The sequence below is a fragment of the Psychrobacter sp. AOP22-C1-C5 genome, from assembly GCF_052378885.1.
In the GTDB taxonomy this organism is placed as follows: Bacteria; Pseudomonadota; Gammaproteobacteria; order Pseudomonadales; family Moraxellaceae; genus Psychrobacter.
In genome coordinates this window covers 174,635-199,221 of sequence record NZ_JBQSYC010000005.1, presented here as the reverse complement: position 1 = coordinate 199,221, position 24,587 = coordinate 174,635, and the positions used below count along the sequence as shown (strand labels likewise).

Below are 24,587 nucleotides of genomic sequence, written 5' to 3'. Positions count from 1 at the left end.
AAGTAGGATTAACAAGTATTTTTAGGATAGTTAAAGTCAGAACATTGATATCTATAGCTAATTTTTTCGTGAAATTGAATGACTCTTACTCAACTATCTCAATCATTGTACCAACGTCTACTGCCGCCATAATCTCATCCATCTCATCGTTGGTCACGGCGATACACCCTTCCGTCCAATCACGTTTTTGATTGAACCATGCCAGATGACCAAACCCATTCATCTGACCGTGAATCATAATATCGCCACCCGGACTGACACCAAGTGACTGCGCATGTGCTATATCAGCAGCGTTAGGATAGCTGACATGGATAGAACGATGAGCGATAGAATTCTCGTTTTTATAATCCAATAGGTAGTGCCCGACTGGCGTTCGGCCATCGCCTTCTTGCTGTTTATGACCTACAGGGTTATTTCCTAGCGCAATGCGATACGTTTTAATCACAGTGTCTCCGCTTAATAGTTTTAAGACACGCTCTGATTTGATGACGAAAACTTTATCGATGACAACGTCATTAGGAATGGAAGATTTGGTATTTGAGGCGGTTTTGGCATAAGCAATGGCACTTGCACTAACAATGGTCGCAAGGCTAAGCCCTATTGCAACGAGAAACCAGCTTGAGTATTTACGAGACTCTGTACGAAAAAATGACATAGACTTTGATCCCTATAACCCATACTTAATAGCAATGAATCATAATATAACAAAGCGCTATGTCAATCTTTGTGCAGAATTAATGAATAAAGCCCTGAGGACACTTAAAAACATTAAAGATTTAAAAGCACTTAAAAACAGCTACATCATACGAATCGCGCCATCTAGGCGAATGACCTCACCGTTTAAATACGCATTATCAATGATGTGCGTAACCAATTTGGCAAACTCATTAGGATCACCCAACCGTTTAGGATAGGGAACGCCTGACTCTAATTGCTCACGCGCTTTTTCGGGAATGCTTTGCATCATCGGAGTAGCAAAAACGCCAGGGGCAATAGTCATGACACGAATACCATGACGCGCAAGCTCCCGAGCCAGCGGCAAAGTCAAGCCAACCACGCCTGCTTTGGATGATGAATAGCTGGCTTGCCCTACTTGCCCATCAAAAGCTGCGATAGAAGCCGTATTGATAATAATACCTTGATCGATATTTTTCTCTTCACTGCTATTATTAGCCACGCGCTTGGCGATACTGGCTGCGACCAAACGTGCGACATTAAAAGAGCCAACAAGATTAATGTTAACCCCGCGACTAAAGGATTCAAGATCCGCTGGATTGTTTTCACGATCCAATAGTTTTTGTACAACCGCGATGCCAGCGCAGTTAATTGAGCCTTGCAGACCACCAAACACGCTTTCTGCCATATCAACAGCTGCTTGCACCTCATCGCCATTGGTCACATCACAACGTACAAAACGGACATTAGCGCCCAGCTCATCAACCAATGTTTTTCCAGCGGATTCATTAAGATCAGCGATCACCACGTTGCCACCTTTTGTAACGATAGCACGTACCACTGCTTCACCCAGACCAGACGCACCGCCTGTGACCAAGAAGCTGTTTTTTTCAATTTGCATAATTATTCCTTTAATTTGCTATTTTTATTCGACGTTTTCATTCAATGTTTTATTAAGACAAATTTATACCAGCATAATGATTTTTATGTAATACCTTTAGCTGTAACGGACTATTTCTAAGCTGCCGATAGACTACGAAGTAAAAAACGCTGAATCTTACCACTTGGCGTCTTAGGTAAGGCAGCCACAAATTCAACCTCACGCGGATATGCATGAGTCGATAGACGCTTACGCACCAAATCTTGAATTTGCTTGGCAATTTCTTCAGTCCCTTCAATACCTTCTTTTAGTACTACATAAGACTTGATGGTGTGGCCGCGCACCTCGTCTGGCACGCCGACGGCGGCTGATTCTGCAACCGCTTCGTGCTCTAACACGGTGTTTTCAACATCGGTTGGGCCCACGCGGTAACCAGCGGTAATAATGATGTCGTCATCGCGTCCTGAAAACCAATAACTGCCGTCGCTATGACGCTCGACCACATCGCCCGTCAGATAGTAATCATCAGCGAACGCTTGTTTTTCATTCCAGCTATAGCCTCTAAAAAAGAACGCAGGTGATTGACTCACTACCACTGCCAGCTGTCCTTGCTCGCCATCAGGCAATATATTCATATCATCATCTAATACGACAAGGGTATGCCCCGGTAGCGCCATACCCATTGAGCCGACTGGGGATTCATGGGTCAGCGCATGATGCGCACAGCACGTCATACCTGTCTCTGTTTGACCATACTGATCACAGACCTTGCAGTTTAAGTACGTCTCAACCCAGTTGACCACTTCGGTATTAAGCGTTTCCCCTGCTGAGTTGGCACAGCGTAAAGATAGTTTACTGCTGTCATTAGCATCGCTATGAGCGTCTTCATTAACCTTGTCAAAAACGCCGCTGGACTTCATCATTCGAAATGCCGTTGGCGAAGAAGCCAAATTGGTGATCTTATGGCGTATCATAAAGTCACGAGTATTGGCAGCATCAAAGCCAGCTTCATTGAAATAAGTGGTGACGCCTAATAACAAAGGCCCTGTGATGGCATAATACAGTCCATAAGCCCAACCAGGATCTGCCATGTTCCAGTAATTATCCTCATCGCGTAAATCAATGGCGTAGCGCATATACAGATAAAAAGCGGACAGCGCCGATAGTGGCACGCTAACCCCTTTGGACTTACCAACAGTGCCCGAGGTAAACATCTGCAAAAATGGCGCATCTGTATCTAATGTCGCAGACTCTATCGTTTGCGGCTGCGTCGCCAATGACTCACCATAGTTGTCGTCACCCCACGTCTGAGCGTCCGCTACACTGCCAACCAGTACCATTTTGGTTTGCTCGGCCAAATCTTCAAATTTGTCGCGATTCTCTTGATTGGTAAAAACGACTTTGGTGTTGGCTTTGTCCATTCGATACTTAATAGAATCATAACCAAAAGCGGTAAATAACGGCTGGTATACAGCACCAATCCGCCATGTGGCCAAGACAATGGTCAATAACTCAGGCGTACGCGGTAGCATGGTCGCCACTTGATCGCCTTCTTGTACGCCATAGGACTGTAGTAAATTGGCGACTTGCGCGCTCACCTTATCAAGCTCGGCAAACGTCATTGTCGTCACATTGCCTGCCGTATCTTCGTGCACCAGTGCGATAGTATCGCCGCGACCGTCACGCACATGACGACCACAACAAGCCATATAGGCATTCAAACGATCGTTTAAATGTTCGCCAAATATTTCAGTCAATAAGGTATTTATATCGAAGTTATGATAATAATCGCTGTAGTTAGCTGGCGTGTTTTTAGCATCTATATCAGCATCTAAAAATGAAGGGCTTAAAGAAGCACTTGGAGATGAGGTTTTCATAAGCTAATCCTTTAGCAAAAACAGATAACGGGTAAAAAGGCTTTTATAATTGCAAAGTGGCCACATCCTATAGACCGTTTGCAATCGTCAGTATTCAACATGATCTATTAGTAACGCATTTTTATATTTATTTCAATACACAACGTATCATTTTTATTTAATATAAAGCTACACGGTTCATTACTGATTATCATTAAACAGCTGTAAGACAATACAAAAACCCTTATCAAACAATGCATCACATCGGTTTCTAAAACGCTTTCTCACATCTCCGCACTCAAGAATCCTAGTAATGCCTTTTCTTCAAAACTTTGATATTGTTTGGTGCGTCCACGGCGGGCTTGTTTATAAGATTCAAAAAACTGAGCTGCTAAAAATCGTTCAATAATAATAGGATTAATATAGGAAGAACGGCAGACAGCAGGAGTATTACCAAGCGCTTCTGCTACCGCTTTGACCATATCAGTGACCAGCTTTTGGCGCTCAGCGCTTTCAGGCTCACTGGCTAATATGGACGCGCCTTCTGGTGCTTGCAGTGCATCGTACAAATGACTGGCTGCAAGGACACTCGCCATCCATGTACGAAAATCCTTTGCACTATAGAGCTGACCATTGCTGCCACTAATGCAAGTATGTGTTCGTAAGTAGTCATTAATATCGGCACTATCGACCACTTGCTTGTTACCATTGTCGTCCAAATACTTAAAAATCTGATAGCCAGGTAACTCAGAACACGCTTGTATAATCTCAATCAAACGTTCGTCTTGTAGCTCAATATGATGCTCTTTTGAGCTTTTACCAACGAAGTCAAACGCCAGACCGTTGTCTATTTCGCTCACATGCTTGCTTCTCAAGGTGCTCAAACCATAGCTTTTATTCAACTTAGCATAGCGACTGTTACCGATACGGATCAAGGTCGTCTCTAATAATTTGACTACCGCAGCAAGCACATTGGCTCGTGATAGCGGTGTCGCGTCCAAGTCTTTTTCAACTTGAGCGCGCAAATTTGGTAATGCTTCTGCAAACCCTATCATGGCAGTAAATTTGGCCTGATCACGGACGCGATCCCACTCTGAATGGTACAAGTATTGTTTGCGTGCCTTTTCATCACGACCTGTCGATTGTAGATGCCCTTTGTCATCTTGGCATATCCAAACCTCTGACCACATTGGCGGTATGACTAACGCATCAAATCGTTTACGCAGTGCCTTATCCTTTACCGTATTGCCAGTCGCGTCTCGATAAGTGAACCCGCGCCCCCAACGCCTGCGTCCATATCCGGGTTCATCGTCGGTCACATAGCGCAAATTTGCCAAGCGAGCTAAGTGCTCATAATCATGGCGCACATCTTGCGTGGTGGTTTCTGGGTCTGCCTTAGACATAAAAATACTCGTCTGATTCGTGAATCGTTTTAGCATAATTAAATATGGTTGTTTTAGCTGTTTATTTGCCACGGACAAAGTGTAATCCTGTGTAAAAATCATCTTTAAAAGGTTCTAAACTATAAGTTTTTGAGGCATACTCCAAAGGCATTCACAACTTAAGTTTAATAAAATATAATGGAAAACATTTCTACAAAAATAGCACTACTCTCTGAAGCTGATCACAAGGCTTGGTTGGATTTGTGGCAGCAGTATCTGGCATTTTATGACACCAGTTTGCCACTCAGCACCATAGAAGCAACGTGGCGCAATTTACTAGACAACACTGTATCTATTTATGGATTTGGGGCGTGGCAAGACGATATGCTAGTAGGCTTCACTCATGTGGTACTCCATCCCAACACTTGGAACACTACCGACTGTTGTTACTTAGAAGATTTATACGTCAGTGAAAACGTGCGTGGTCAAGGCGTTGGACGAGCGCTGATCGAACAGGTTTATGACTTTGCCGCTCAAAAAAACTGCAACCGTGTCTACTGGACGACGCAAGAAGGAAACACCGCAGCGCGTAAACTATACGATGCCATTGCGACTAAAACCGATATGGTGCAATACCGTAAAAACTTATGATAAGTATTGATGCGCTTGCTGCTCAAAATAGACGCAAAAATAAAATATATTTGATCCAATTTAAAAAGAGTACAGTGTTGCTGGGATAAATTCTTCAAAGCCTTTGTCTGGCGTAGCGCACAGCAAGTGTGGAAAATTTATACCAGCATAGCGCCTCTTTTCTAATATTTTATTTTGGGCTGATGATAGGCATAAAAAAACGCTCAGTGCTGATCACTGAGCGTTTTTTATGATCTTAATTTCATAATGCTAAAAGTTCAACAGCGTCTATTTGCCATAAGTGCACAAGTAAGCGGTTTCTACGTAAACTTTGACATTGAACTTTTTGTTAGCATCCACCGTAAATTGCTCGCCTGCATTAAAGGTCAGCCATTCATCACTTTCTGGTAGCTTGACTGTCAAAGCACCGCTCACCACACTCATGGTTTCAAACTCACTAGTACCAAACTCGTACTCACCAACTTCCATCACTCCGACAGTTGCAGGCAGCGTTGCCGTTTGAAAGGCGATAGAAGTTACTTTATTATCAAAATAATTGTTAACACTTGGCATAATTGTCCTTAATGAGTATTAAACGAAAAGTTAAATAAATAGGTCAGTATGGTTCTTACAGACCTGCTTTGAGACTCGCTTCGATGAATTGATCGAGATCGCCATCGAGCACGGCACCAGTATTAAAGGTTTCAACGCCGGTACGCAAATCTTTGATACGCGAGTCATCCAATACATACGAGCGAATTTGACTGCCCCAACCAACGTCAGACTTGTTGTCTTCGACCGCTTGTTGTTTTTCCATACGTTTTTGCATCTCAAGCTCATAAAGCTTGGCACGCAGCATTTTCATGGCAGTGGCTTTGTTACCATGTTGGCTGCGCTCGTTCTGACAGGTCACAACCACGCCACTTGGCTCGTGGGTAATACGCACAGCAGAGTCGGTCGTGTTGACGTGCTGACCACCTGCCCCCGATGAGCGATACGTATCGATGCGTAAATCCGCAGGATTGATATCAATCTCAACATTGTCATCGATTTCAGGTGAGACAAATACCGCCGCAAATGACGTATGACGTCCATTATTACTGTCGAATGGCGACTTACGTACGAGACGATGCACGCCAATTTCGGTACGGAGCCAACCAAAGGCGTAGTCACCTTTAATCTCAATCGTCGCTGATTTAATCCCAGCGACACTGCCTGCAGATATTTCTATCACATCTACTTTAAAGCCATGCGACTCTGCCCAGCGCGTATACATACGCAGCAGCATTTCTGCCCAATCTTGCGCTTCCGTACCACCACTGCCCGATTGGATATCCAAATAGCAATTGTTTGGATCCATCTCACCACTAAACATACGGCGGAACTCTAAATCAGCAACCCGCTTCTCCGCGTTGTCCAGCTCACTCTGCACATCAGCAAGCAATGACTCATCGTCTTCTTCAACCGCCAGCTCTAGCATTGCGGCTGCATCTGCCAACGTGGTTTCAAGCGAGACCACGACATCGATGACACCATCAAGATGACTTTTTTCTTTATTAATCTTAGTCGCACGCTCTGGATCATTCCAAAGCTCAGGATTCTCTAACTCTAAATTGACTTCTTCTAAGCGTTCTTGCTTACCATCGAAGTCAAAGATACCTCCGCAAGTCCTGCCCACGCTCAGATAAATCTTTGATTTGTTCCTGATACGGATTGATTTCCATAAGTGTTCCTGTCTTTTATGATAATGGTGAAAAAATATCTAACTAATAGCGTTCTGATCTAGTGCATTCAATTTAGAAAGAATATAGTATTGCTGGTATAGAATCGACTATATCTGACTAATATAGTGCTGCTATTTTAAAGGAGATTGATGCCAAAGGGTTGGCTAATTGTTTATCCTTCATCTTAAAACCACTAAATTGACCAATCCTCTACTGCCCAGCGGTGTGCCAAAGCATGGGCGTGTAGCGCATCGTCAGGTGATACACAGATAGCGATATCCGCCCATTCAAGCAATGGAATATCGTTCTTAGAGTCTGAGTACGCATAGGTTTTTTCAAACGTAATGCCTGCCGCTTGCTGCTTATCGAGCCATTTATTAAGATGATAAATCTTGCCTCCTTGGAAGTTCGGCTTGTCAATCAATTTACCCGTATAGCGCTCGTCCTTTATCTCAAGCGGTGTTGATAACACATTAGCGTCTTCAATACCAAACCGTTTGGCAATGGCCGACACTACGAAGTCATTGGTCGCAGAAATGATTACCACTTCATGACCCTGCTCAATATGCTGACACAGCACCTCCATTGCTTTTGGGCGAATATGCGGCTCAATTTCACTTTTAATATAGTCTTCACGCAGCTCATGGAGTCTGTCCATCGGTAAACTACTCAAAAACTGAGCGACGAATTCATTGTATTCAGTCGCATCCAGCGTGCCTTCGATATAATCTTGGTAAAACTTCTGATTGGCAGTACGATATTCGGCTTCGTCCACAAGGTTATGCTTCACGATGTACTCGCCCCACAGATAGTCACTATCGACATCGAGCAACGTATGATCTAAATCAAATAACGCCAATTCTTTTTGATAATTCTGTGCTTGAGTCGCCTGCATAGTGAGACCTTATTATTGTTTGTTGAAAAATAGGATTTTTAATGTAAATCACTTCTGATGTAAATATTTTTATGAAAAATTTGATAAATAAGCTTTCGAAAACGCTACTGTTTACCGAACAAAATGATGGTAACTTATTTTTCATAGTTTGTTTAAAAAATCTAGAGAACACTATGAAATCACCGAATGATAAACTTGACCTGCCTAACAGACCACGTCGACCTGCTCGCTCAATCAGAGAAATTCGGCAGCGCCAGTCAGGAAATAGCGACCAGTCATTCTTAGATCGTCTGGTGTATGCGCTCTTAAACGGGCTAATGTATGGCGTTGGTGGCTTACTGATAGACTTAGCCATTGTGGTCATTCGTTCAATATTTGGTCATGGCAATGGCGACATTTTCTGGCTCTTCACCCCTTTTATGTTGGTACTTGGGGCGTTAATGGGCTTTATCGTTGGCAAATCCGCTGGCGCAGAAAGCGTCAATGCGTTAAACCTAGACGAGACGGGCAACAACGCTTATCTTGATGACTACTCTACCCGCCATAGTGTTTTTCGCGGATTGATGATTGGTATTATTATCTTCGCCATTATTTGGCTCATTATGATGCTCATGGCGTAGCATTTACTGGTATCGAAACCATAAAACTGTAGCGCAAAAGTATAAAAAACGAGAAGAAAAGGACTGATTAGCCACATATCCTCTTCTTACTTATCCTATTAAGTTTTTACTTCTCTACTACTTATTTTAGTCTGGGATGGCAATTTGTTTTAAACCCGCTTTAAAACTTTGACAGTGCTCAGCATAATGCAGCGCAGATAACTTTAGCATTGATGCTTGCTCATCGGATAACGTCTTAATCACTTTTGCTGGAGCACCCATCACCAATGAATTGTCAGGAATCTCTTGGCCTTCTGTGACCAAAGCCTTGGCACCAATCAGACAGTTTTTGCCAACTTTAGCATTGTTTAGTATCACCGCTCCGATACCAATCAAACTATTGTCACCAATCTCGCAACCATGCAGCATCGCTAAGTGACCGATAGTAACGTAATCGCCAATCTTGATTTCGATACCAGCATCGGTATGAAGCACACTGTTTTCTTGTACGTTACTATAGTCACCAATATGGATGTGACCGACGTCACCGCGTATGACTGCGCCAAACCAAACGCTTGCTTGATGCCCCAAATACACATCGCCCATGACTTGTGCTGAGTCTGCTACCCAGCCATTAAATGGCATAGCAAACTTAGGTACTTTGTCTAAATATTGATAAATCATAACCACTCCTTGTTATATTTATTGTCATTTTTATACTAAACCCAGTGTAGGCAATTTCGATTAAATGAGTTTAGTAGATAACGCTGTCCATTGTGGCAAAGCTCTTTGTTAAAATCCAGTTCTATTAGTGCCTGTATGAGGCGTAAGTTTACTATAAAGATAAAACTTTGTTCTGCTTAGGCTATTTTATTACTCATACTTGTGCCACTTTGCTCTCTAAGGATGCCTTGTTAAGTAATGATCGTCTTGCAAATAACTAATAAAATCTCTGAGCTTCCATGCTTTTTTACAACCAAACGCTTCCCTACAAATAATGCTGCATCTTGTATATTTTATGGATACAAGATTTATGTTTGTCACTTAGATAAGAAAATCGGCTGGCTATTTATGACTACATTGTATATAATGCGCAAAATCTGTGCCTAAGCGAGCGGACATGATGCAAGTTACCTATTCACTATCTAGTGGGATTTGTAGTTTTCATCAATAATGTCTTCTCGCTTTTTTGTGGAAAAATTTTGGGTTTGCGGCTTTTCTTATTCATATTTGACTGCAAGCATATGAATATTTAGAGCAATGTTAGGCCAAAATTTTTATCATGAATAACCATGGCACTCACCAATAATAGCGGAGGCAACCCTTGAATTCATCGACAGAAATACAAGCAATTTTGGCATTAGCAGACGGTACAATCTTTCGCGGTGTCAGTATCGGTAGCCTTGGTCATCGTGTCGGTGAGGTGGTATTTAATACAGCCATGACAGGGTATCAAGAAATCCTAACTGACCCAAGCTATGCCCGTCAATTGGTCACCCTCACCTATCCGCATATCGGCAACACAGGCACCAACAGCGAGGACACTGAGTCTGGTAATGGTCATCAAGTTTGGGCAGATGGTCTTATCATCCGTGACGCGACTTTGGTTACCTCAAACTTCCGCAATTCTGAATCGCTTGCTGATTATCTAGGGCGCAATGACACCGTTGCTATCGCCGAAATTGATACACGTCAACTGACTCGCCTACTACGTGATAAAGGCGCTCAAAACGGCTGTATATTTACCGCCTCAAACGGCGAAACTATCACCACAGACGACGAGCAGCAAGCCATCAAACTGGCACAAGCATTTGCTGGTCTCGAAGGCATGGACTTAGCAAAAGAGTGCTGTACCAAGGATAGCTTTGAATGGACAGCGGGTACATGGGATCTCTCAGACACCCTACTCAACCGTGATGTAGCAGGTAGCCATGACAGCGGTACTGGTGGCTTCTTTAAGCAGCTTGGTACTCATATTGACGCAAAATACAATGTCGTCGCTTATGACTTTGGCAGCAAAACCAATATTTTACGTATGCTAGTTGACCGTGGTTGTCACGTAACCGTCGTGCCAGCACAAACACCTATCACCGACGTACTTGCGATGAACCCAGACGGTATCTTCTTATCAAACGGCCCTGGTGATCCTGCTGCTTGTGATTATGCGATCGATGCGGTACGTCATATCATTGAAGAGACGGACGTCCCAACCTTTGGTATCTGTCTCGGCCATCAGCTGATTGGTCTTGCCAGTGGCGCAAACACGATCAAAATGAAAACAGGCCATCATGGTGCCAACCATCCAGTACAGGATTTGGCGACTGGCACAGTGATGATTACCAGTCAAAACCATGGTTTTGCTGTTGATGAAGACACGCTACCTGAGAATGTGAAATCTACCCATCGCTCATTATTTGATGGTACCAACCAAGGTATTGAGCTGACCAATAAGCCCGTATTTGGCTTCCAAGGTCACCCAGAAGCCAGTCCTGGCCCTCATGATTGTGCGCCATTGTTTGATAAGTTTGCAGATATGATGGAAAAGGCTAAGGCGACTGTCTAATGTCAATAAAATCAACTCAAGAATGGAAAATAAAGGAACTCAAAGGCGTTGGTGATGTTGAGCTATCGCTTGATGCTAGCAAACGCGTCTTTGTGTTTTTTGGTAGTAATGGTATTGGTAAGACTAAAACTCTCGAAGCTCTATTTTTATGTACTTTAATAAAGAATAACTACTTCAAAAAGAAAGATTTTCTTATTCCCTATCCACTATTCAAATATGTAGTTATCAATGGAAATAAAATTGACTCTGTTGATTCTAAGACTCATTTTAGATACCTACAGCTGCAATTAGAAACTGACGAAATGCTTGCTTTCGCCTACATAGGCTCAGAACAACGTTCAAGAGTAGATACACCTAATAAGAATGTTCAGCGTATAGGCACAATTGAAGAAAGACAAAACCTTTATTTCAAAAAAATCGGGAAAGCTTTTTCGACTAACACTTTAAAAGAACTTGGTGGATCTAGCTTCTTAAATGATTGGTTTGTAGTTAGAGCACAAGCAAGTAACAGCTTTCAAAAAGAAGCTTTAAGTATAAAAAATGAAATACATACAGTTCTTAAAGCATTGAACAAAATTGATTCGCGAATCAAAGAAAATATGGAAGTTGATACATCTAATAACGTTTATCTAACTATTGATAAAGAAGAAAGGAAATTAACTGAATTAAGTTCAGGCTTTATCTCCGTACTTAAAATCATTCAAACTATAGTATCTTCATATGCCCTATTCTCTCAGAATGAAAACTTACTAGATACAAGAGGCGTTGTTTTTATAGATGAAATCGAAAGCCATTTGCACGTTGAGTGGCAAACACGAATTATTCCAACGCTAAAAGAGCTATTCCCAAACACAGCCTTTTATATTGCGACGCACTCGCCCTTGGTTTTATCACAGCTTGATGAAGGCGAGGCTTATCTGCTTAAACGTGGAGACGACAATGTAGTGCGTTCACATGTTATTGATTCACCGAATAAGCGTATCTTAGCCAATGTTTTACGCGATGCATTCGATATAGATCTTAATGCTCTTAAAAGAGAATCAATGGAGGATAGTAGCCAAGATCTAGCAAAGAAACGCTTGTTGAAGTTACTTCAAGATCCAGCAGGTGACACTAGTGAGTAAATATATTCTTCTAGATGCTAATTTACTTATCGGTGCTTTCGATCACGATTCAGAAAACACAAAGCACATTGAGTCCAAACAAATTGTCGAATCTTTATTATTAGACAATACTGTAAAAATCGCTATTACGCCTTTGATTCGCTATGAAGTATTACGCGGTGTGCGTCGTGTGCCTACAGAGCAAATGGTAGAGATACTGAACGATTTTGAAGAGTTCGAAATTACTGATGTAGAAGGTAACAGAGCTTCTGATATCTATCGTTTAGCCCTCGTAAAAAACCAGAGATTAGATAAACGTAGTTTTGACGTTTTTCATTATGTAGTCGCTGAAATACGCGATTTAGAATGGATGAGTCAAGACAATGATTTGAGTAAAATTGCCAACCTTGCCAAACCTATTATTGAAGGACAAATCTAAATGCCAAAACGTACCGACATAAAAAGCATTCTTATCATTGGCGCAGGCCCCATCGTCATCGGTCAAGCGTGCGAGTTTGACTACTCAGGCGCACAGGCGTGTAAAGCACTAAAAGAAGAAGGCTACCGCGTCATCTTGGTCAACTCAAATCCTGCGACCATCATGACCGATCCTGTCATGGCTGACGCTACCTATATTGAGCCGATTACGTGGCAGACGGTTGAGCAAATCATTGCTAAAGAGCGCCCTGATGCCATCTTGCCAACCATGGGCGGACAGACCGCGCTAAACTGTGCATTAGACCTAGACAAGCACGGCGTATTGACCAAATACAACTGCGAGCTGATTGGCGCGACCAAAGACTCGATTGAAATGGCAGAAGATCGTAACTTGTTCGACAAAGCCATGAAGCGTATCGGCCTTGAATGTCCGCGCGCTGAAACGGCTGAAACCATGGAAGAAGCGTTTGCAACCCAAGAAAAAATGGGTTATCCCTGTATCATTCGCCCCTCATTTACCATGGGCGGCTCAGGTGGCGGTATCGCGTACAACCGTGACGAGTTTATTGAGATTTGTGAGCGCGGTTTTGACTTATCGCCAAACCATCAGCTACTAATCGATGAGTCGTTAATTGGCTGGAAAGAGTATGAGATGGAAGTGGTTCGTGATAAAAACGACAACTGTATCATCATCTGCGCGATCGAAAACTTTGACCCAATGGGGGTGCATACAGGCGACTCAATCACAGTCGCGCCAGCACAAACCTTGACCGACAAAGAATACCAAATCATGCGTAATGCCTCGCTCGCAGTACTACGTGAAATCGGTGTTGAAACGGGTGGCTCAAACGTACAGTTCGGTATCAACCCTGACACGGGCCGTATGGTTGTCATCGAGATGAACCCACGCGTCTCGCGCTCATCAGCATTGGCATCAAAAGCCACGGGCTTCCCGATTGCCAAAATCGCAGCCAAACTGGCCATTGGTTATACGCTAGATGAGCTACAAAACGACATCACTGGCGGCAAAACGCCAGCGAGCTTCGAGCCTGCACTTGATTATGTCGTGACTAAGATTCCACGTTTTAACTTCGAAAAATTCCCACAAGCAGATGATATTTTATCAACACAGATGAAATCAGTAGGTGAAGTGATGGCCATTGGTCGTAACTTCCAAGAATCCATGCAAAAAGCTCTGCGCGGTATGGAAACAGGTGCGGATGGATTCGATGAGCAAATCGATTTGTCAGAAGTAAGTGTTGAAAAAGCGCGCTCTGAAATCATCAACCGTCTGACGATTCCAACGCCTGATCGTATTTTTTATATCGCTGATGCGTTCCGTGTAGGTATGAGTGTTGATGAAGTGTTTAACTTCACTAAAATCGATCCATGGTTCTTGGTACAGATTGAAGACATCGTCAAAACTGAAACTATGGTTAAATCACTTGGTTTTGGTGGATTGAACGAGAAAAACCTACGTAGCTTTAAACGTAAAGGCTTGTCAGATTTGCGTTTGGCTAAACTATTAGGCGTATCACAAAAGCAATTGCGTACCAAACGTTGGGATTTAAACGTCTATCCTGTTTATAAGCGCGTCGATACTTGTGCCGCCGAGTTTGCTACCAGTACCGCTTATATGTACTCCACGTACGATAGTGAATGTGAAGCCAACCCGACAAACAACAAAAAAATTATGGTTATCGGCGGTGGTCCCAACCGTATCGGCCAAGGTATTGAGTTTGATTATTGCTGTGTGCACGCAGCACTTGCGATGCGTGAAGATGGCTACGAGACCATTATGGTCAACTGTAACCCTGAAACGGTTTCGACCGATTATGACACTTCTGACCGTCTCTATTTTGAGCCGATTACGTTAGAAGACGTGCTTGAGATTGTCCGCATCGAAAATCCTGATGGCGTGATTGTTCAGTTCGGTGGCCAAACGCCATTGAAGCTTGCCCGCGCTTTAGAATCTGCTGGCGTAAAAATCATCGGTACGAGCCCTGATGCAATTGACCGCGCTGAGGATCGTGAACGCTTCCAGCACATGATTCAGCAGCTAAATCTAGTCCAGCCATCAAATGCACTAGCAACCAGTCTAGAAGACGGCTTGGTAAAAGCAAAAGATGTCGGCTATCCTTTGGTTGTACGCCCCTCTTACGTATTGGGTGGTCGCGCCATGGAAATTGTTTATAACGAAGATGAGCTAAGACATTACTTGCGCACCGCAGTACAAGCATCGAATGAAGCGCCTGTATTGCTAGATCGCTTCTTAGATGATGCCATCGAAGTGGATGTAGACTGCGTATGTGACGGTACAGACGTAGTGATTGGCGGTATCATGCAACATATCGAACAGGCGGGTGTCCACTCTGGTGACTCGGCTTGCTCATTACCGCCTTATTCACTATCTGACGAGCTATGTGATGTAATGCGCGCGCAAACGGTCGCCATGGCAAAAGAGCTGGGCGTGATTGGTCTGATGAATGTACAGTTCGCGGTCAAAGGCGAAACGGTTTATATTCTTGAAGTCAATCCTCGCGCTGCCCGTACCGTACCATTTGTGTCTAAATGTATTGGTACATCATTGGCGCAAGTTGCTGCTCGTTGTATGGCTGGCACATCGTTAAAAGACCAAGGCTTTACGACTGAGATTGTTCCTTCATTTTATGCAGTCAAAGAAGCGGTATTCCCATTTGCCAAATTCCCTGGTGTCGATCCAATCTTAAGCCCTGAGATGAAATCAACGGGTGAAGTCATGGGCGTGGGCAAAACTTTTGGCGAAGCGTTTTATAAAGCCATTATCGGTAGTAACGAGCGTCTGCCAGGTCTGCCAACAGAAGGTGAAACCAAGACGGTCTTTATTTCAGTTCGTGATAGTGACAAGGCGCAAATTGCCCCTATCGCCCGTCAGCTTGCAGACTTTGGTTTTAATATCGTATCAACGACAGGCACGCAGAAAATACTGAGCGATGCTGGTATTGAGTGTAAGCAAATCAACAAAGTCACTGAAGGTCGCCCGCATATTGTCGATGCCTTGAAAAATGGTAAGATTGACCTTATCATCAATACAACCGAAGGCAAGCAGGCACAAGAGGATTCATTCTCTATTCGCCGTAGTGCGCTACAAGGCAAAGTATTTTATGTCACCACCTTAGGGGCGGCTGATGCGATATGTAAATCTTACACTATTGACTTGCCGTTTGAGGTCTATAAATTGCAAGATTTGCATGAACAAGCAAAGACTATTGACGTGGCTGGATAATTTCAGTAGATTAAGCATAACCGTTGGGCTTATATAAAAGCTTAGGCGAAACTTGTTATAGATTTTTATATGACAATAGTGCTTTAAAAAAACAATATCTCTAAAGAGATAACCCTACAAAAGCATAGTGGCTGAACTGCGACTATGCTTTTTATTACGTAAGGTTCAGTGTGCCTAGCTTTAAGAATAGACACGCTTATACATGATAGTCCGTTTACTGATGACGTCATTTGAACCTCGCTCTTTTTATATTTCATACTCATTGCAACAACACTGACACCATCTCCTTATGAGATGGTGTGGTGTTATTGGTTTAAGGAAAAAACATGCAACGTTACCCCATGACTCCGCAAGGACATGCGGCTTTAGAAGCCGAATTAAAACAGTTAAAAAGTGTCGACCGTCCACGCATTACCGCTTCTATCGCTGAAGCCCGTGAACACGGCGATTTGAAAGAAAACGCTGAATATCATGCTGCACGCGAGCAACAAGGTTTTTGTGAAGCCCGTATCCGTGATATCGAAGCCAAACTTGGCGGCGCACAGGTTATCGACCCTGCTACATTACCAAAAGAGGGCCGCGTGGTGTTTGGCGTGACCGTCGTGATCGAAAATATGGACACTGAAGAAGAAAAACAGTACAAAATCGTGGGGGATGATGAAGCTGATTTTAAAGCAGGTAAGATCTCAGTCAATTCGCCTATTGCTCGTGGCCTTATTGGCAAGGTCGAAGGCGATGAAGCACGTATTGAAACCCCAAAAGGTGTGGTCGAATATGAAGTGATGAAAGTCATCTACGATTAATTTTAAACGTTTTTGAAAAGTTTTTTTAATAATAATGGTGTTTTAACGCGTAGAAGACAGCACTTGACTTGAATAATAGACAATAACATCGCTTAAAGCATTACTTTGTATGTGATAGCAGTTACACAATTCTGCTTTTCTACTCAATTTGTTTTAGCGCATAATTGCTTTATTAAGTATATTAGATGACTAGACCATCTGGCGTGGCATCTGATAAAAAACAATGATGGCTTGATAGTACACGTTAACTGTCATTAGTACCGAGACCCTTGTTATTTGGCCTACTCTATTGTGTCATTTAGCGGGGGTTTTTCTTGTCTAAGCGTTATTTATTGCTGTTACATTTACTGTTATTTTAAAGGAATCTTTTATGGACATGAACGTTGATAAGTCAATCACTACAGCGGTATCGGCAATTATAGCGGGTACAGTACTGGCCGTATCCTCAGCACACGCTGCACCCGGAATAGCCATTAGCTCCTCTGCTGGTGGTAGCACAACTGTCGTTGAGCAGTATTCTGATGGTAAAACAGCGACCATTACAGCGACACCAAACGGTATTACTATGCAAGACGGTATGCCTTATGCAGTGACCCAAGTCACGACTGCGCCGCGTTATACTGTACGTCAAAGTGGCAATAATACGATCGTCACTCAAGGCAGCACCACCGTCACCAGTGTACCTGTGACCAATCAGGTTACTAATGCCGTCACAAAGGTTGACGTTATCACAACTCCTGTCAATACCGTGACACAAGTGCTGCCGGTTGCAACAACGACCCAATTGCCAGTTGTGCAATCAACATCAGTAACATCTTTAGATGCTCTACAACTCACACCAACGTTTAGTACGCCCGATGTGGTTAACGCGCAAACCAAGGTCATGAAAATTCTAAAAAATAGCGCTGGACGTGACGTCGCAGTGCCTGCCAATCACATAGCACCAGGCGATATTATTGAATACCATACCACTTATACCAACACCACCGCACAGCCAGTCAACGATATCAATGCGATGGTATCCTTGCCAACTAACGTAAGACTGGTGTCTTTAAACAGTCCGCTACCAACGCTTGCAACTACAGGTGGTGGCAGCTATCAAACGATTCAACAGGTTGGCAATACCACTGTCATTCAAGAAAACTACTCTGGACTTAAATGGAACTTAGTAAACCTTGATCCCAGTGCAGCACAGACAGTGGTTATACGTGCAAAGGTGCAATAAAAACAGAGCCATTCTTAAAATATAAAAAGTAAATAAGTACGACTCTTAATAAAAGGTCTTGTCCGCTAGATTAGTAGCTAACGAGGCCTTTTTTAGTATGCGCTAGCTAATAATGATGAATAGTTATCGGTCATTATTTGGTGCAATAATGTATGCCTTCTCTACAAAAAATATCTAAAAAAGCGACACTAAATGTCGTGTTGTTTTAGTGATTTTCTTATAAATACAATAACTTAGCACTACATTTGCTAAAATAGTATCTCATCAATGACTTGGTAAATATCCGCTTATGGCGACCATCAATTATGAAAGATTACAAGGCAAACTCAATATTTTGGCGGATGCCGCTAAGTATGACGTTTCCTGCTCTTCCTCCGCTGGCACCCGCAAGAATCAAGGCGGTGCATTAGGTGATGCCTCAAAAACAGGTATTTGTCACAGCTACACAGAAGATGGTCGCTGTGTCAGTCTCTTAAAAATCCTACTAACCAATCATTGTATTTATGACTGTGCGTATTGTACGTCTAGAAAGAGCAATGACACGCCGCGCGCCGCTTTTAGTGTTGAAGAAGTGGTTGATTTGACCATGCAATTTTATCGTCGTAATTATATCGAAGGACTGTTTTTAAGTTCAGGTATTTTTAAAAGTGGCGATTACACGATGGAGCGTCTGGTCGAGGTCGCCAAAATACTGCGTACTCGCGAGCGTTTTAATGGCTACATCCATTTAAAAACCATTCCTGGGGCTTCGAAAGAGTTGCTATTAGAAGCTGGACTGTATGCAGATCGCCTGAGCGTAAATATTGAGATTCCTACCAAATCAGGCCTTGCTTTACTTGCGCCAGAAAAATCGCACGAGCAATTAAAAGCACCAATGGAGACAGTGAAAGAAGAGATCATCACCATTCGTGAGAGCCGTAAAACTCATAAAAAAGCGCCAAAATTCACGCCAGCCGGTCAAACCAGCCAAATGATCGTTGGTGCCAGTAACGAGACAGACTTACAAGTGATTCAACTATCCAGCCATTTTTATAAGCAATATGATCTTAAGCGCGTTTATTATTCTGGTTATGTGCCCATGCTGTCTGACAGTCGCTTACCGGCGATTGGTACGCCTGTGCCGATGGTACGTGAAAACCGCCTCTATCAAGCGGATTGGCTGATGCGTTTTTATGGGTTTGGCGCGCATGAGATTGTAGAACCTGAGTCGCCATTTCTGGATTTGGACTGTGATCCAAAACTGGCGTGGGCAATTCGTCATCGCGAGCATTTCCCAGTCAATATTCAAACAGCGCCTTATGAGATGATCGTGCGTATTCCTGGTATCGGCACGAAAACTGCCAAAAAGATACTGAAGGCCCGCAAGTTTAATCAGCTGACTTTATATCATCTAAAAAAGATGGGCGCAGCGGTCAATCGTGCCAAGTATTTTATCGCAACCACGGGTAAAAACGAGCATTTAGCGCATTTAACGCGCAATAACTTTCGTCAATATGTATTGGCGCAAACGCAAACTAAGTTTAAAGATCAGCGCAGTGGCCAGCTGGCGTTGTTTTAAATATAGTAAGATTACTCTAAAGCCTGTACATAGCTTGCGCTATTGGTAATATTTTTTGCAGCCTCTGTCACGCTGTGCGAACAGCAAGCAAGAAAAATATTTACCAGTAGCACTTGAGATCATATTTGATATTCCAAGTCCTCTGTAGTTGAAATACTCTGTTAAATGTCGCTTTTAAAATGAGCCACAATATCTCTACCGTTATTATAGGATAAAAGATGTCCACACTTGCACTAAAAGCCTCTTATCCGGTCGGTCAATTAACGCCCAGTATTGTGCTTTATGAGCCAAGTTTTGAGGGCTGGCTCAGTGCGGTATTTTATGTCTATGAGCATAAAATGCAACACGAGCCAACGTTACAACTGTCAGCGCAAGATGACTATGTACCATCATTGATCGCGCAAGCAGTTAACGTTGATACCGATGAAGACAACGCTGAGCGTGTGCTAGTCAGACTAAATAAGCTACTGGGCCGCTCGGGTATGCGCAATATTCTGTGGGGATTTTTGTCTGAGAAAAAGGATATTGGCACCACTTTATTTCATGTGGTTAAGTACGCTATCGATTATCCTAATCGTCAAATTATGCAGGACTTAGGTCGTTTAGAAGTGCTTGAATTAGTACAGACCGTCAAATCTGTCGCGCGTGAGCGGCACCGTATGGAAGCGTTTGTGCGCTTTGAGCATACAACGGATGACATTTATTTTGCGCGCGTGGCGCCTGATTTTAACGTCTTACCGCTGATTGGCGAGCACTTTCGCCAGCGTTATCAAGATCAGCACTGGGCAATCTATGATCTGAATCGCGGCTATGGTATTTATTATGACAAAAGTCACAGTACACCTTCGCGCCCAGCTGAATTACAAACCATCACTCATCTTGACGATGCGGTGATACGCAATCCTGCCAGCATTCATAGTGACGACGAGCAGCGCTACCAAAAGTTTTGGCAAGGGTACTTTACCAACGTCAATATTAAGGAGCGTAAAAACGCAAGGTTGCATAAGCAGTATCTACCGCAGCGTTACTGGAAATATTTGAGTGAAAAACAGGTACTACCCAGTGCTGAGCATTTGCAAAAACGTCGTTAATCGTCTGAACAGTTTTATCTAAAACACTCTGCCCATTTTAAAAAACCCATAGCCTGACTTTATCTTTTATCTTGATGGTTGAGTTTTTACCACTTTTAACTGACAATAGCAGCTTGATATCATTAACCAGTGACCTACGCTATTATGAAAGTTATGCGCTTACTATCGTCTTTAAAGCATGATGAATCCGAGCGCGGTATTTTTCATATTGGACGCGCATTGGTCAAAAATGGACATACTTCCATCATTATTTCAAGCGCAGATGAAGACAATGACTTAGTAAGACGTCTTAAGCGTGACGGTAATATCTATCATCAATTGCACATGAATAAAAAGTCTTGGCTGGCGTTATTGAAAGTCACCGCACTACGACACTTGATTGAAAAATACGATCCTGATGTCATTCATGTTCACTCACGTACACCTGCATGGATACTGCATTTAGCACTACGCCGTGCCCGCGTTAAACGTAGGCCAAAGCTGGTGTCGACCATGTATGGCTTTTATCCTATCAATAAATACTCGCAAGCACTGCTTGATGTCGATACCATCATTACTGTGTCTGATAGTGTGACCAATTATCTAAAAAAGGGTCTGCGGCTCGAAGACGCTGACCCAAAAACGATCAAACGGATTTACCGCGGGGTCGATACTCGCCGTTATCCTTATCGGCACAACCCTTCTGTGTATTGGTTACGGCACACGTTTGCTGAATATCCTGAGCTTGAACATAAAAAGTGGCTGGTATTTCCCACCATTATCGGTAATGAATACGGTCAAGAGTGGCTGATTGATATCTTAGGCAATTTGCAAGAGCAGTTTCCTAACATTCATGCCATCATCATGGACGAAGACTATCGGGAAAATGACGTTGCTCATCAAGACTTTCGTCAGCGCACCAATACGCTAGGTTTGGCTGACCGTATCACTTATGTCGGTAGCAAACGTAACGACATGCGCGAGTGGCTCTCAGCGGCAAATATCGTTATGGCATTGGCTAATGAGCCTGAATCAATTGGTATTAATGCCTTGCAAGCCATTCATTTGGGAACGCCCGTGATTGGTTGGGATCAAGCAGCCTTTAGTGAAATTTTGCAGCCGCTCTATCCGCAAGGTCTGGTAAAAAAATACAATGCCAATGCCCTTTGTAAGGCCGTCAGAAACCAGCTAGAAAGTGTCACACGTCCTGAAATGACAAACAAATTCACCATGCGCGAGATGATTGAGGAAACTCTTGCCGTCTATCAGGGTCTCCACGATATGGCAATAGCAGAAGAACAAGCAGCAATCGATGCTATAGCGTTAAAAAGAATCCGGAAAAGTTTAAAAAAGGCTGCTAAATCTGCTCCTCAGTCTAACGATGAGTTGACTGATAAAGGTGGCTCAATCGATCAATTAGAGCGCGCACCTATTAGTAAAAGCTCAAAAGTGAAACTGCTCAAAGACACGTCTAAGACAATGAATACTCTAAAGACAGAAACTGCTATGGAAACGCTTCGAGACGATAGCACCCTATAAACTTAGGGTAAATCAGCTTACCGAGCAAAGCAATACCGATGACATTTCTGGAAATAGAAAAAAATAAGGTTAACATTAGAATAATATTAACCATTCATTACTCAATACATATTAGTGTCACTATCCTCTGGCTGATATTTCATAGACAATAAAGAATAAAATCGATATATGGGTAGAGTTAGTAATCCGTTACTTCATCTACTACCTCTCAAACAAAGAATTAAGTCCTGAAGACTTTTTATTGAAACGCTAGTTTTGATATTTTACTAAAGAAAACCACGCATCGTTTACGAGGTGGTTTTCTGCATTAAATCGCACATATATTCCTTCACTATCTCTTGTAGCGTACCAACACTCATCGTTTAAGCCGACATTTATCTGGAAAAACTTCTCGTTTATAATGTTGCCTACTGTATAAACGCATCCTTCCGAAAAGAAGTCGTTACCACAAGTACATTTTAGTTTATCACCACTCTTAACCATTTATATATCCTCCATGACATTGAAAAAGTAAATAAGCGTGACTAATTTGGCTTTTATACTGACAAATGTCAATAAGTTAAAAATTGTATTATGTAACTTTATATAAAGTTATAAATTAAGCACTTATTTCTAATAAAAAATAGTAAAGATATTTAACGATTGAGGGTTCATAAAAGAGATTTTTATATTTTTTGGCTAACTATTATTCAATATTTCTTATCCGAAATTAACAGATAATCTTGCAGTAGATGATTAATACAAAACGATTTAGCAACTATCCAAACATGAATGAGCCTTCAAACCAAAGGGAGCTGGCTTTCAATCCTGTTCTTGTATCCTAAATATGCCAATTGATTTTAAGAAAAAACTGAGACAATAAAAAAGCCTAACGCGTTGACGCTAGGCTTTTTTTACGATTTGACTGACTTACGAAGATAGGTAAAACTATTTTTTGTATGGATTTTCTTTTAACCATTGCTGATTAGCAACTTTTAATTCACGCAACTCATGATCCATAATTTCTTTACTCTTACCAGGATTTTTCATTGAGGCATAACCATACAATGCAACACCTAGAACCGTCCAACCAAGGAAGATCCACCACTCAATAGCGACGAGGGCTGATGGCATACCCGGTAGATAAAGCGCCAACATACCAAGACTGAGCAGAATAGTAATAATACCAACCAATTTACCTGCTGGTACTCTAAACGGACGTACCATATCAGGCTCACGGTAGCGCAGCACCAAGAACGATAATGCTACGCAAGTATAAGCGATAACGATACCAAACCCGCCAGCATCAACAATCCACACAAGCATTTTGCGACCAAACAATGGTGCTAATGTTGCCAAACCACCAATCAATAAGATCGCATTGACTGGCGTGTTGTACTTAGGGTGTAGCTTGCACAAAAACTGCGGCAACATGTGCGTTTTACCCATGGCATATAACAAGCGGCTACCACCGATAAGAAACGCGTTCCAACTTGATAAAATACCGAGCACACCGCCGATAACCAGTAAGGTACCAGCCCATTTACCATTCCAAGCATTGGTCATTGCATCTGCTGTTGCCAATGTTGAATCTTGTGCTTGTAATAGCGGTAATGTCTTACCGACACTCCAAGCAACACCAATATACCAAAGTACCGCGATGATAATAGAGACAATCAAAAATTTGCCGATATTTGGACGGGTCAGGTTAATTTCTTCTGCCGCTTGCGGAATCACGTCAAAACCGACGAACAAAAACGGTACCATGACCATCACGGTCATGATGCCACCCATGCCACCAATAAAGGCTGAGGCTTGTACTGAGTTTGATGTCTCAGGATTGAACAATACAGCGCCCACGAACAGCAATATACCAACAAGGAAAATGCCAACGACTGCCAGTTTTTGGAACCAAGCACTGACTTCCATGCCACGTATGTTTAGCCATGTGACAATCACTGAGCCGATCATACCGACCGCCACCCACGTGGCATAGACGTCCCAGCCAGCGATATTCCAAAGATAACCTTGGCTATAATTGGGAACGATGTACTCGACAACGGTAGGCAATGCTACCGCTTCAAAGGCCACCACGGAAAAATAACCAAACAAAATACTCCACGAACAGATAAAGGAGACATTTACCCCAAGTGCTCGGTGTGTATACGTGTGCTCACCTCCCGTAATGGGCATGGATGCTGCCAGTTCAGCATAGGTCACCCCAATCAATACCACCACGAGACCGCCAATCAAAAAGGCGCTGACTGCACCCCATATACCTGCCGAGATGATCCAACCACCCGCTAGTACGACCCAGCCCCAACCGACCATCGCACCAAATGCCAACGCGATGATATCAAACACACCTAACGATTTTTTTAATTCAGACATAACTTACTCCTT

General features: G+C 42.8%; 20 protein-coding genes. 11 read left to right on the top strand and 9 right to left on the bottom strand.

Going from position 1 to position 24,587, the window contains the following annotated elements; genetic code table 11:
* Positions 1 to 85: 85 nt before the first annotated feature.
* The 4 genes from ACT3TH_RS09095 to ACT3TH_RS09080 form a co-directional block, all read right to left on the bottom strand.
* The gene (locus ACT3TH_RS09095) at positions 86 to 655 is read right to left on the bottom strand and encodes a L,D-transpeptidase family protein (protein ID WP_444755530.1); all 570 of its coding nucleotides are present in this window, start codon (positions 653 to 655) and stop codon (positions 86 to 88) included.
* A 141-nt stretch (positions 656 to 796) separates the two neighbouring features.
* Positions 797 to 1,576, bottom strand: coding sequence for an SDR family NAD(P)-dependent oxidoreductase (locus tag ACT3TH_RS09090; protein ID WP_444755529.1), 780 nt, complete (start codon positions 1,574 to 1,576; stop codon positions 797 to 799).
* A gap of 116 nt (positions 1,577 to 1,692) precedes the next feature.
* Positions 1,693 to 3,432 carry an AMP-binding protein gene (locus tag ACT3TH_RS09085; RefSeq protein WP_444755528.1) on the bottom strand — a complete coding sequence of 580 codons (1,740 nt, stop codon included), beginning with the start codon at positions 3,430 to 3,432 and terminating at the stop codon, positions 1,693 to 1,695.
* A gap of 263 nt (positions 3,433 to 3,695) precedes the next feature.
* The gene (locus ACT3TH_RS09080) at positions 3,696 to 4,814 is read right to left on the bottom strand and encodes a DNA topoisomerase IB (protein ID WP_444755527.1); all 1,119 of its coding nucleotides are present in this window, start codon (positions 4,812 to 4,814) and stop codon (positions 3,696 to 3,698) included.
* Positions 4,815 to 4,991: 177 nt separating this feature from the next.
* On the opposite strand from ACT3TH_RS09080, the gene ACT3TH_RS09075 reads away from it, so the two are divergent.
* Positions 4,992 to 5,444 carry a GNAT family N-acetyltransferase gene (locus tag ACT3TH_RS09075; protein ID WP_444755526.1) on the top strand — a complete coding sequence of 151 codons (453 nt, stop codon included), beginning with the start codon at positions 4,992 to 4,994 and terminating at the stop codon, positions 5,442 to 5,444.
* A gap of 267 nt (positions 5,445 to 5,711) precedes the next feature.
* Here the strand turns inward: ACT3TH_RS09075 and ppnP are convergent, their stop codons facing one another.
* The 3 genes from ppnP to ACT3TH_RS09060 all read right to left on the bottom strand — a co-directional run bounded on the left by ppnP (position 5,712) and on the right by ACT3TH_RS09060 (position 8,042).
* Positions 5,712 to 5,996 (bottom strand): pyrimidine/purine nucleoside phosphorylase, encoded by a 285-nt coding sequence (gene ppnP / locus ACT3TH_RS09070; protein WP_444755525.1) that lies wholly within the window; start codon positions 5,994 to 5,996, stop codon positions 5,712 to 5,714.
* 55 nt (positions 5,997 to 6,051) lie between these two features.
* A protein-coding gene (gene prfB / locus ACT3TH_RS09065; RefSeq protein WP_444755524.1) for a peptide chain release factor 2 occupies positions 6,052 to 7,147 on the bottom strand; the annotation gives its coding sequence in 2 pieces (ribosomal slippage) (positions 6,052 to 7,074 and positions 7,076 to 7,147; 1,095 coding nt in all).
* 193 nt (positions 7,148 to 7,340) lie between these two features.
* On the bottom strand, positions 7,341 to 8,042 hold the full coding sequence (locus ACT3TH_RS09060) for an HAD family hydrolase (protein ID WP_444755523.1): 702 nt from the start codon (positions 8,040 to 8,042) through the stop codon (positions 7,341 to 7,343).
* Positions 8,043 to 8,215: 173 nt separating this feature from the next.
* Between ACT3TH_RS09060 and ACT3TH_RS09055 the strand changes: the two genes are divergently transcribed.
* On the top strand, positions 8,216 to 8,662 hold the full coding sequence (locus tag ACT3TH_RS09055) for a hypothetical protein (RefSeq protein ID WP_444755522.1): 447 nt from the start codon (positions 8,216 to 8,218) through the stop codon (positions 8,660 to 8,662).
* Positions 8,663 to 8,788: 126 nt separating this feature from the next.
* Here ACT3TH_RS09055 and ACT3TH_RS09050 read toward each other — a convergent pair whose 3' ends face one another.
* The gene (locus tag ACT3TH_RS09050) at positions 8,789 to 9,325 is read right to left on the bottom strand and encodes a gamma carbonic anhydrase family protein (protein ID WP_444755521.1); all 537 of its coding nucleotides are present in this window, start codon (positions 9,323 to 9,325) and stop codon (positions 8,789 to 8,791) included.
* Between the two features lie 640 nt (positions 9,326 to 9,965).
* Between ACT3TH_RS09050 and carA the strand changes: the two genes are divergently transcribed.
* The 9 genes from carA (at position 9,966) to ACT3TH_RS09005 (ending at position 22,205) form a co-directional block, all read left to right on the top strand.
* A complete protein-coding gene (carA, locus tag ACT3TH_RS09045) occupies positions 9,966 to 11,204 on the top strand; it encodes a glutamine-hydrolyzing carbamoyl-phosphate synthase small subunit (protein ID WP_444755520.1) in 1,239 nt (412 codons plus the stop codon).
* Positions 11,204 to 12,328: an AAA family ATPase gene (locus ACT3TH_RS09040; protein WP_444755519.1), complete on the top strand. Its 1,125-nt coding sequence runs from the start codon at positions 11,204 to 11,206 to the stop codon at positions 12,326 to 12,328. Before carA ends, ACT3TH_RS09040 begins: the two co-directional genes overlap by 1 nt.
* Positions 12,321 to 12,746: a PIN domain-containing protein gene (locus ACT3TH_RS09035; protein WP_444755518.1), complete on the top strand. Its 426-nt coding sequence runs from the start codon at positions 12,321 to 12,323 to the stop codon at positions 12,744 to 12,746. Before ACT3TH_RS09040 ends, ACT3TH_RS09035 begins: the two co-directional genes overlap by 8 nt.
* Positions 12,747 to 16,010, top strand: a complete 3,264-nt coding sequence (carB, locus tag ACT3TH_RS09030; protein ID WP_444755517.1) for a carbamoyl-phosphate synthase large subunit — start codon at positions 12,747 to 12,749, stop codon at positions 16,008 to 16,010.
* A 326-nt stretch (positions 16,011 to 16,336) separates the two neighbouring features.
* Complete coding sequence (gene greA, locus ACT3TH_RS09025) at positions 16,337 to 16,813, top strand: transcription elongation factor GreA (RefSeq protein ID WP_021813841.1); 477 nt, start codon at positions 16,337 to 16,339, stop codon at positions 16,811 to 16,813.
* Between the two features lie 370 nt (positions 16,814 to 17,183).
* Entirely contained in the window at positions 17,184 to 18,038 is an 855-nt protein-coding gene (locus ACT3TH_RS09020) for a hypothetical protein (RefSeq protein ID WP_444755516.1), read from the top strand.
* A 289-nt stretch (positions 18,039 to 18,327) separates the two neighbouring features.
* A complete protein-coding gene (locus ACT3TH_RS09015) occupies positions 18,328 to 19,596 on the top strand; it encodes a putative DNA modification/repair radical SAM protein (RefSeq protein WP_444755515.1) in 1,269 nt (422 codons plus the stop codon).
* Positions 19,597 to 19,814: 218 nt separating this feature from the next.
* The gene (locus ACT3TH_RS09010) at positions 19,815 to 20,687 is read left to right on the top strand and encodes a TIGR03915 family putative DNA repair protein (RefSeq protein ID WP_444755514.1); all 873 of its coding nucleotides are present in this window, start codon (positions 19,815 to 19,817) and stop codon (positions 20,685 to 20,687) included.
* Between the two features lie 144 nt (positions 20,688 to 20,831).
* Positions 20,832 to 22,205 (top strand): glycosyltransferase, encoded by a 1,374-nt coding sequence (locus ACT3TH_RS09005; protein WP_444755513.1) that lies wholly within the window; start codon positions 20,832 to 20,834, stop codon positions 22,203 to 22,205.
* 927 nt (positions 22,206 to 23,132) lie between these two features.
* Here ACT3TH_RS09005 and ACT3TH_RS09000 read toward each other — a convergent pair.
* Positions 23,133 to 24,575 (bottom strand): APC family permease, encoded by a 1,443-nt coding sequence (locus ACT3TH_RS09000; RefSeq protein ID WP_444755512.1) that lies wholly within the window; start codon positions 24,573 to 24,575, stop codon positions 23,133 to 23,135.
* Positions 24,576 to 24,587: the final 12 nt, after the last annotated feature.

Excerpts from the sequence above, each read along its gene's own strand:
- ACT3TH_RS09095 (WP_444755530.1), bottom strand. The coding sequence starts at position 655 with ATGTCATTTTTTCGTACAGAGTCTCGTAAATACTCAAGCTGGTTTCTC.
- ACT3TH_RS09090 (WP_444755529.1), bottom strand. The coding sequence starts at position 1,576 with ATGCAAATTGAAAAAAACAGCTTCTTGGTCACAGGCGGTGCGTCTGGT.
- ACT3TH_RS09085 (WP_444755528.1), bottom strand. The coding sequence starts at position 3,432 with ATGAAAACCTCATCTCCAAGTGCTTCTTTAAGCCCTTCATTTTTAGAT.
- ACT3TH_RS09080 (WP_444755527.1), bottom strand. The coding sequence starts at position 4,814 with ATGTCTAAGGCAGACCCAGAAACCACCACGCAAGATGTGCGCCATGAT.
- ACT3TH_RS09075 (WP_444755526.1), top strand. The coding sequence starts at position 4,992 with ATGGAAAACATTTCTACAAAAATAGCACTACTCTCTGAAGCTGATCAC.
- ppnP (WP_444755525.1), bottom strand. The coding sequence starts at position 5,996 with ATGCCAAGTGTTAACAATTATTTTGATAATAAAGTAACTTCTATCGCC.
- ACT3TH_RS09060 (WP_444755523.1), bottom strand. The coding sequence starts at position 8,042 with ATGCAGGCGACTCAAGCACAGAATTATCAAAAAGAATTGGCGTTATTT.
- ACT3TH_RS09055 (WP_444755522.1), top strand. The coding sequence starts at position 8,216 with ATGAAATCACCGAATGATAAACTTGACCTGCCTAACAGACCACGTCGA.
- ACT3TH_RS09050 (WP_444755521.1), bottom strand. The coding sequence starts at position 9,325 with ATGATTTATCAATATTTAGACAAAGTACCTAAGTTTGCTATGCCATTT.
- ACT3TH_RS09040 (WP_444755519.1), top strand. The coding sequence starts at position 11,204 with ATGTCAATAAAATCAACTCAAGAATGGAAAATAAAGGAACTCAAAGGC.
- carB (WP_444755517.1), top strand. The coding sequence starts at position 12,747 with ATGCCAAAACGTACCGACATAAAAAGCATTCTTATCATTGGCGCAGGC.
- greA (WP_021813841.1), top strand. The coding sequence starts at position 16,337 with ATGCAACGTTACCCCATGACTCCGCAAGGACATGCGGCTTTAGAAGCC.
- ACT3TH_RS09020 (WP_444755516.1), top strand. The coding sequence starts at position 17,184 with ATGGACATGAACGTTGATAAGTCAATCACTACAGCGGTATCGGCAATT.
- ACT3TH_RS09015 (WP_444755515.1), top strand. The coding sequence starts at position 18,328 with ATGGCGACCATCAATTATGAAAGATTACAAGGCAAACTCAATATTTTG.
- ACT3TH_RS09010 (WP_444755514.1), top strand. The coding sequence starts at position 19,815 with ATGTCCACACTTGCACTAAAAGCCTCTTATCCGGTCGGTCAATTAACG.
- ACT3TH_RS09005 (WP_444755513.1), top strand. The coding sequence starts at position 20,832 with ATGAAAGTTATGCGCTTACTATCGTCTTTAAAGCATGATGAATCCGAG.
- ACT3TH_RS09000 (WP_444755512.1), bottom strand. The coding sequence starts at position 24,575 with ATGTCTGAATTAAAAAAATCGTTAGGTGTGTTTGATATCATCGCGTTG.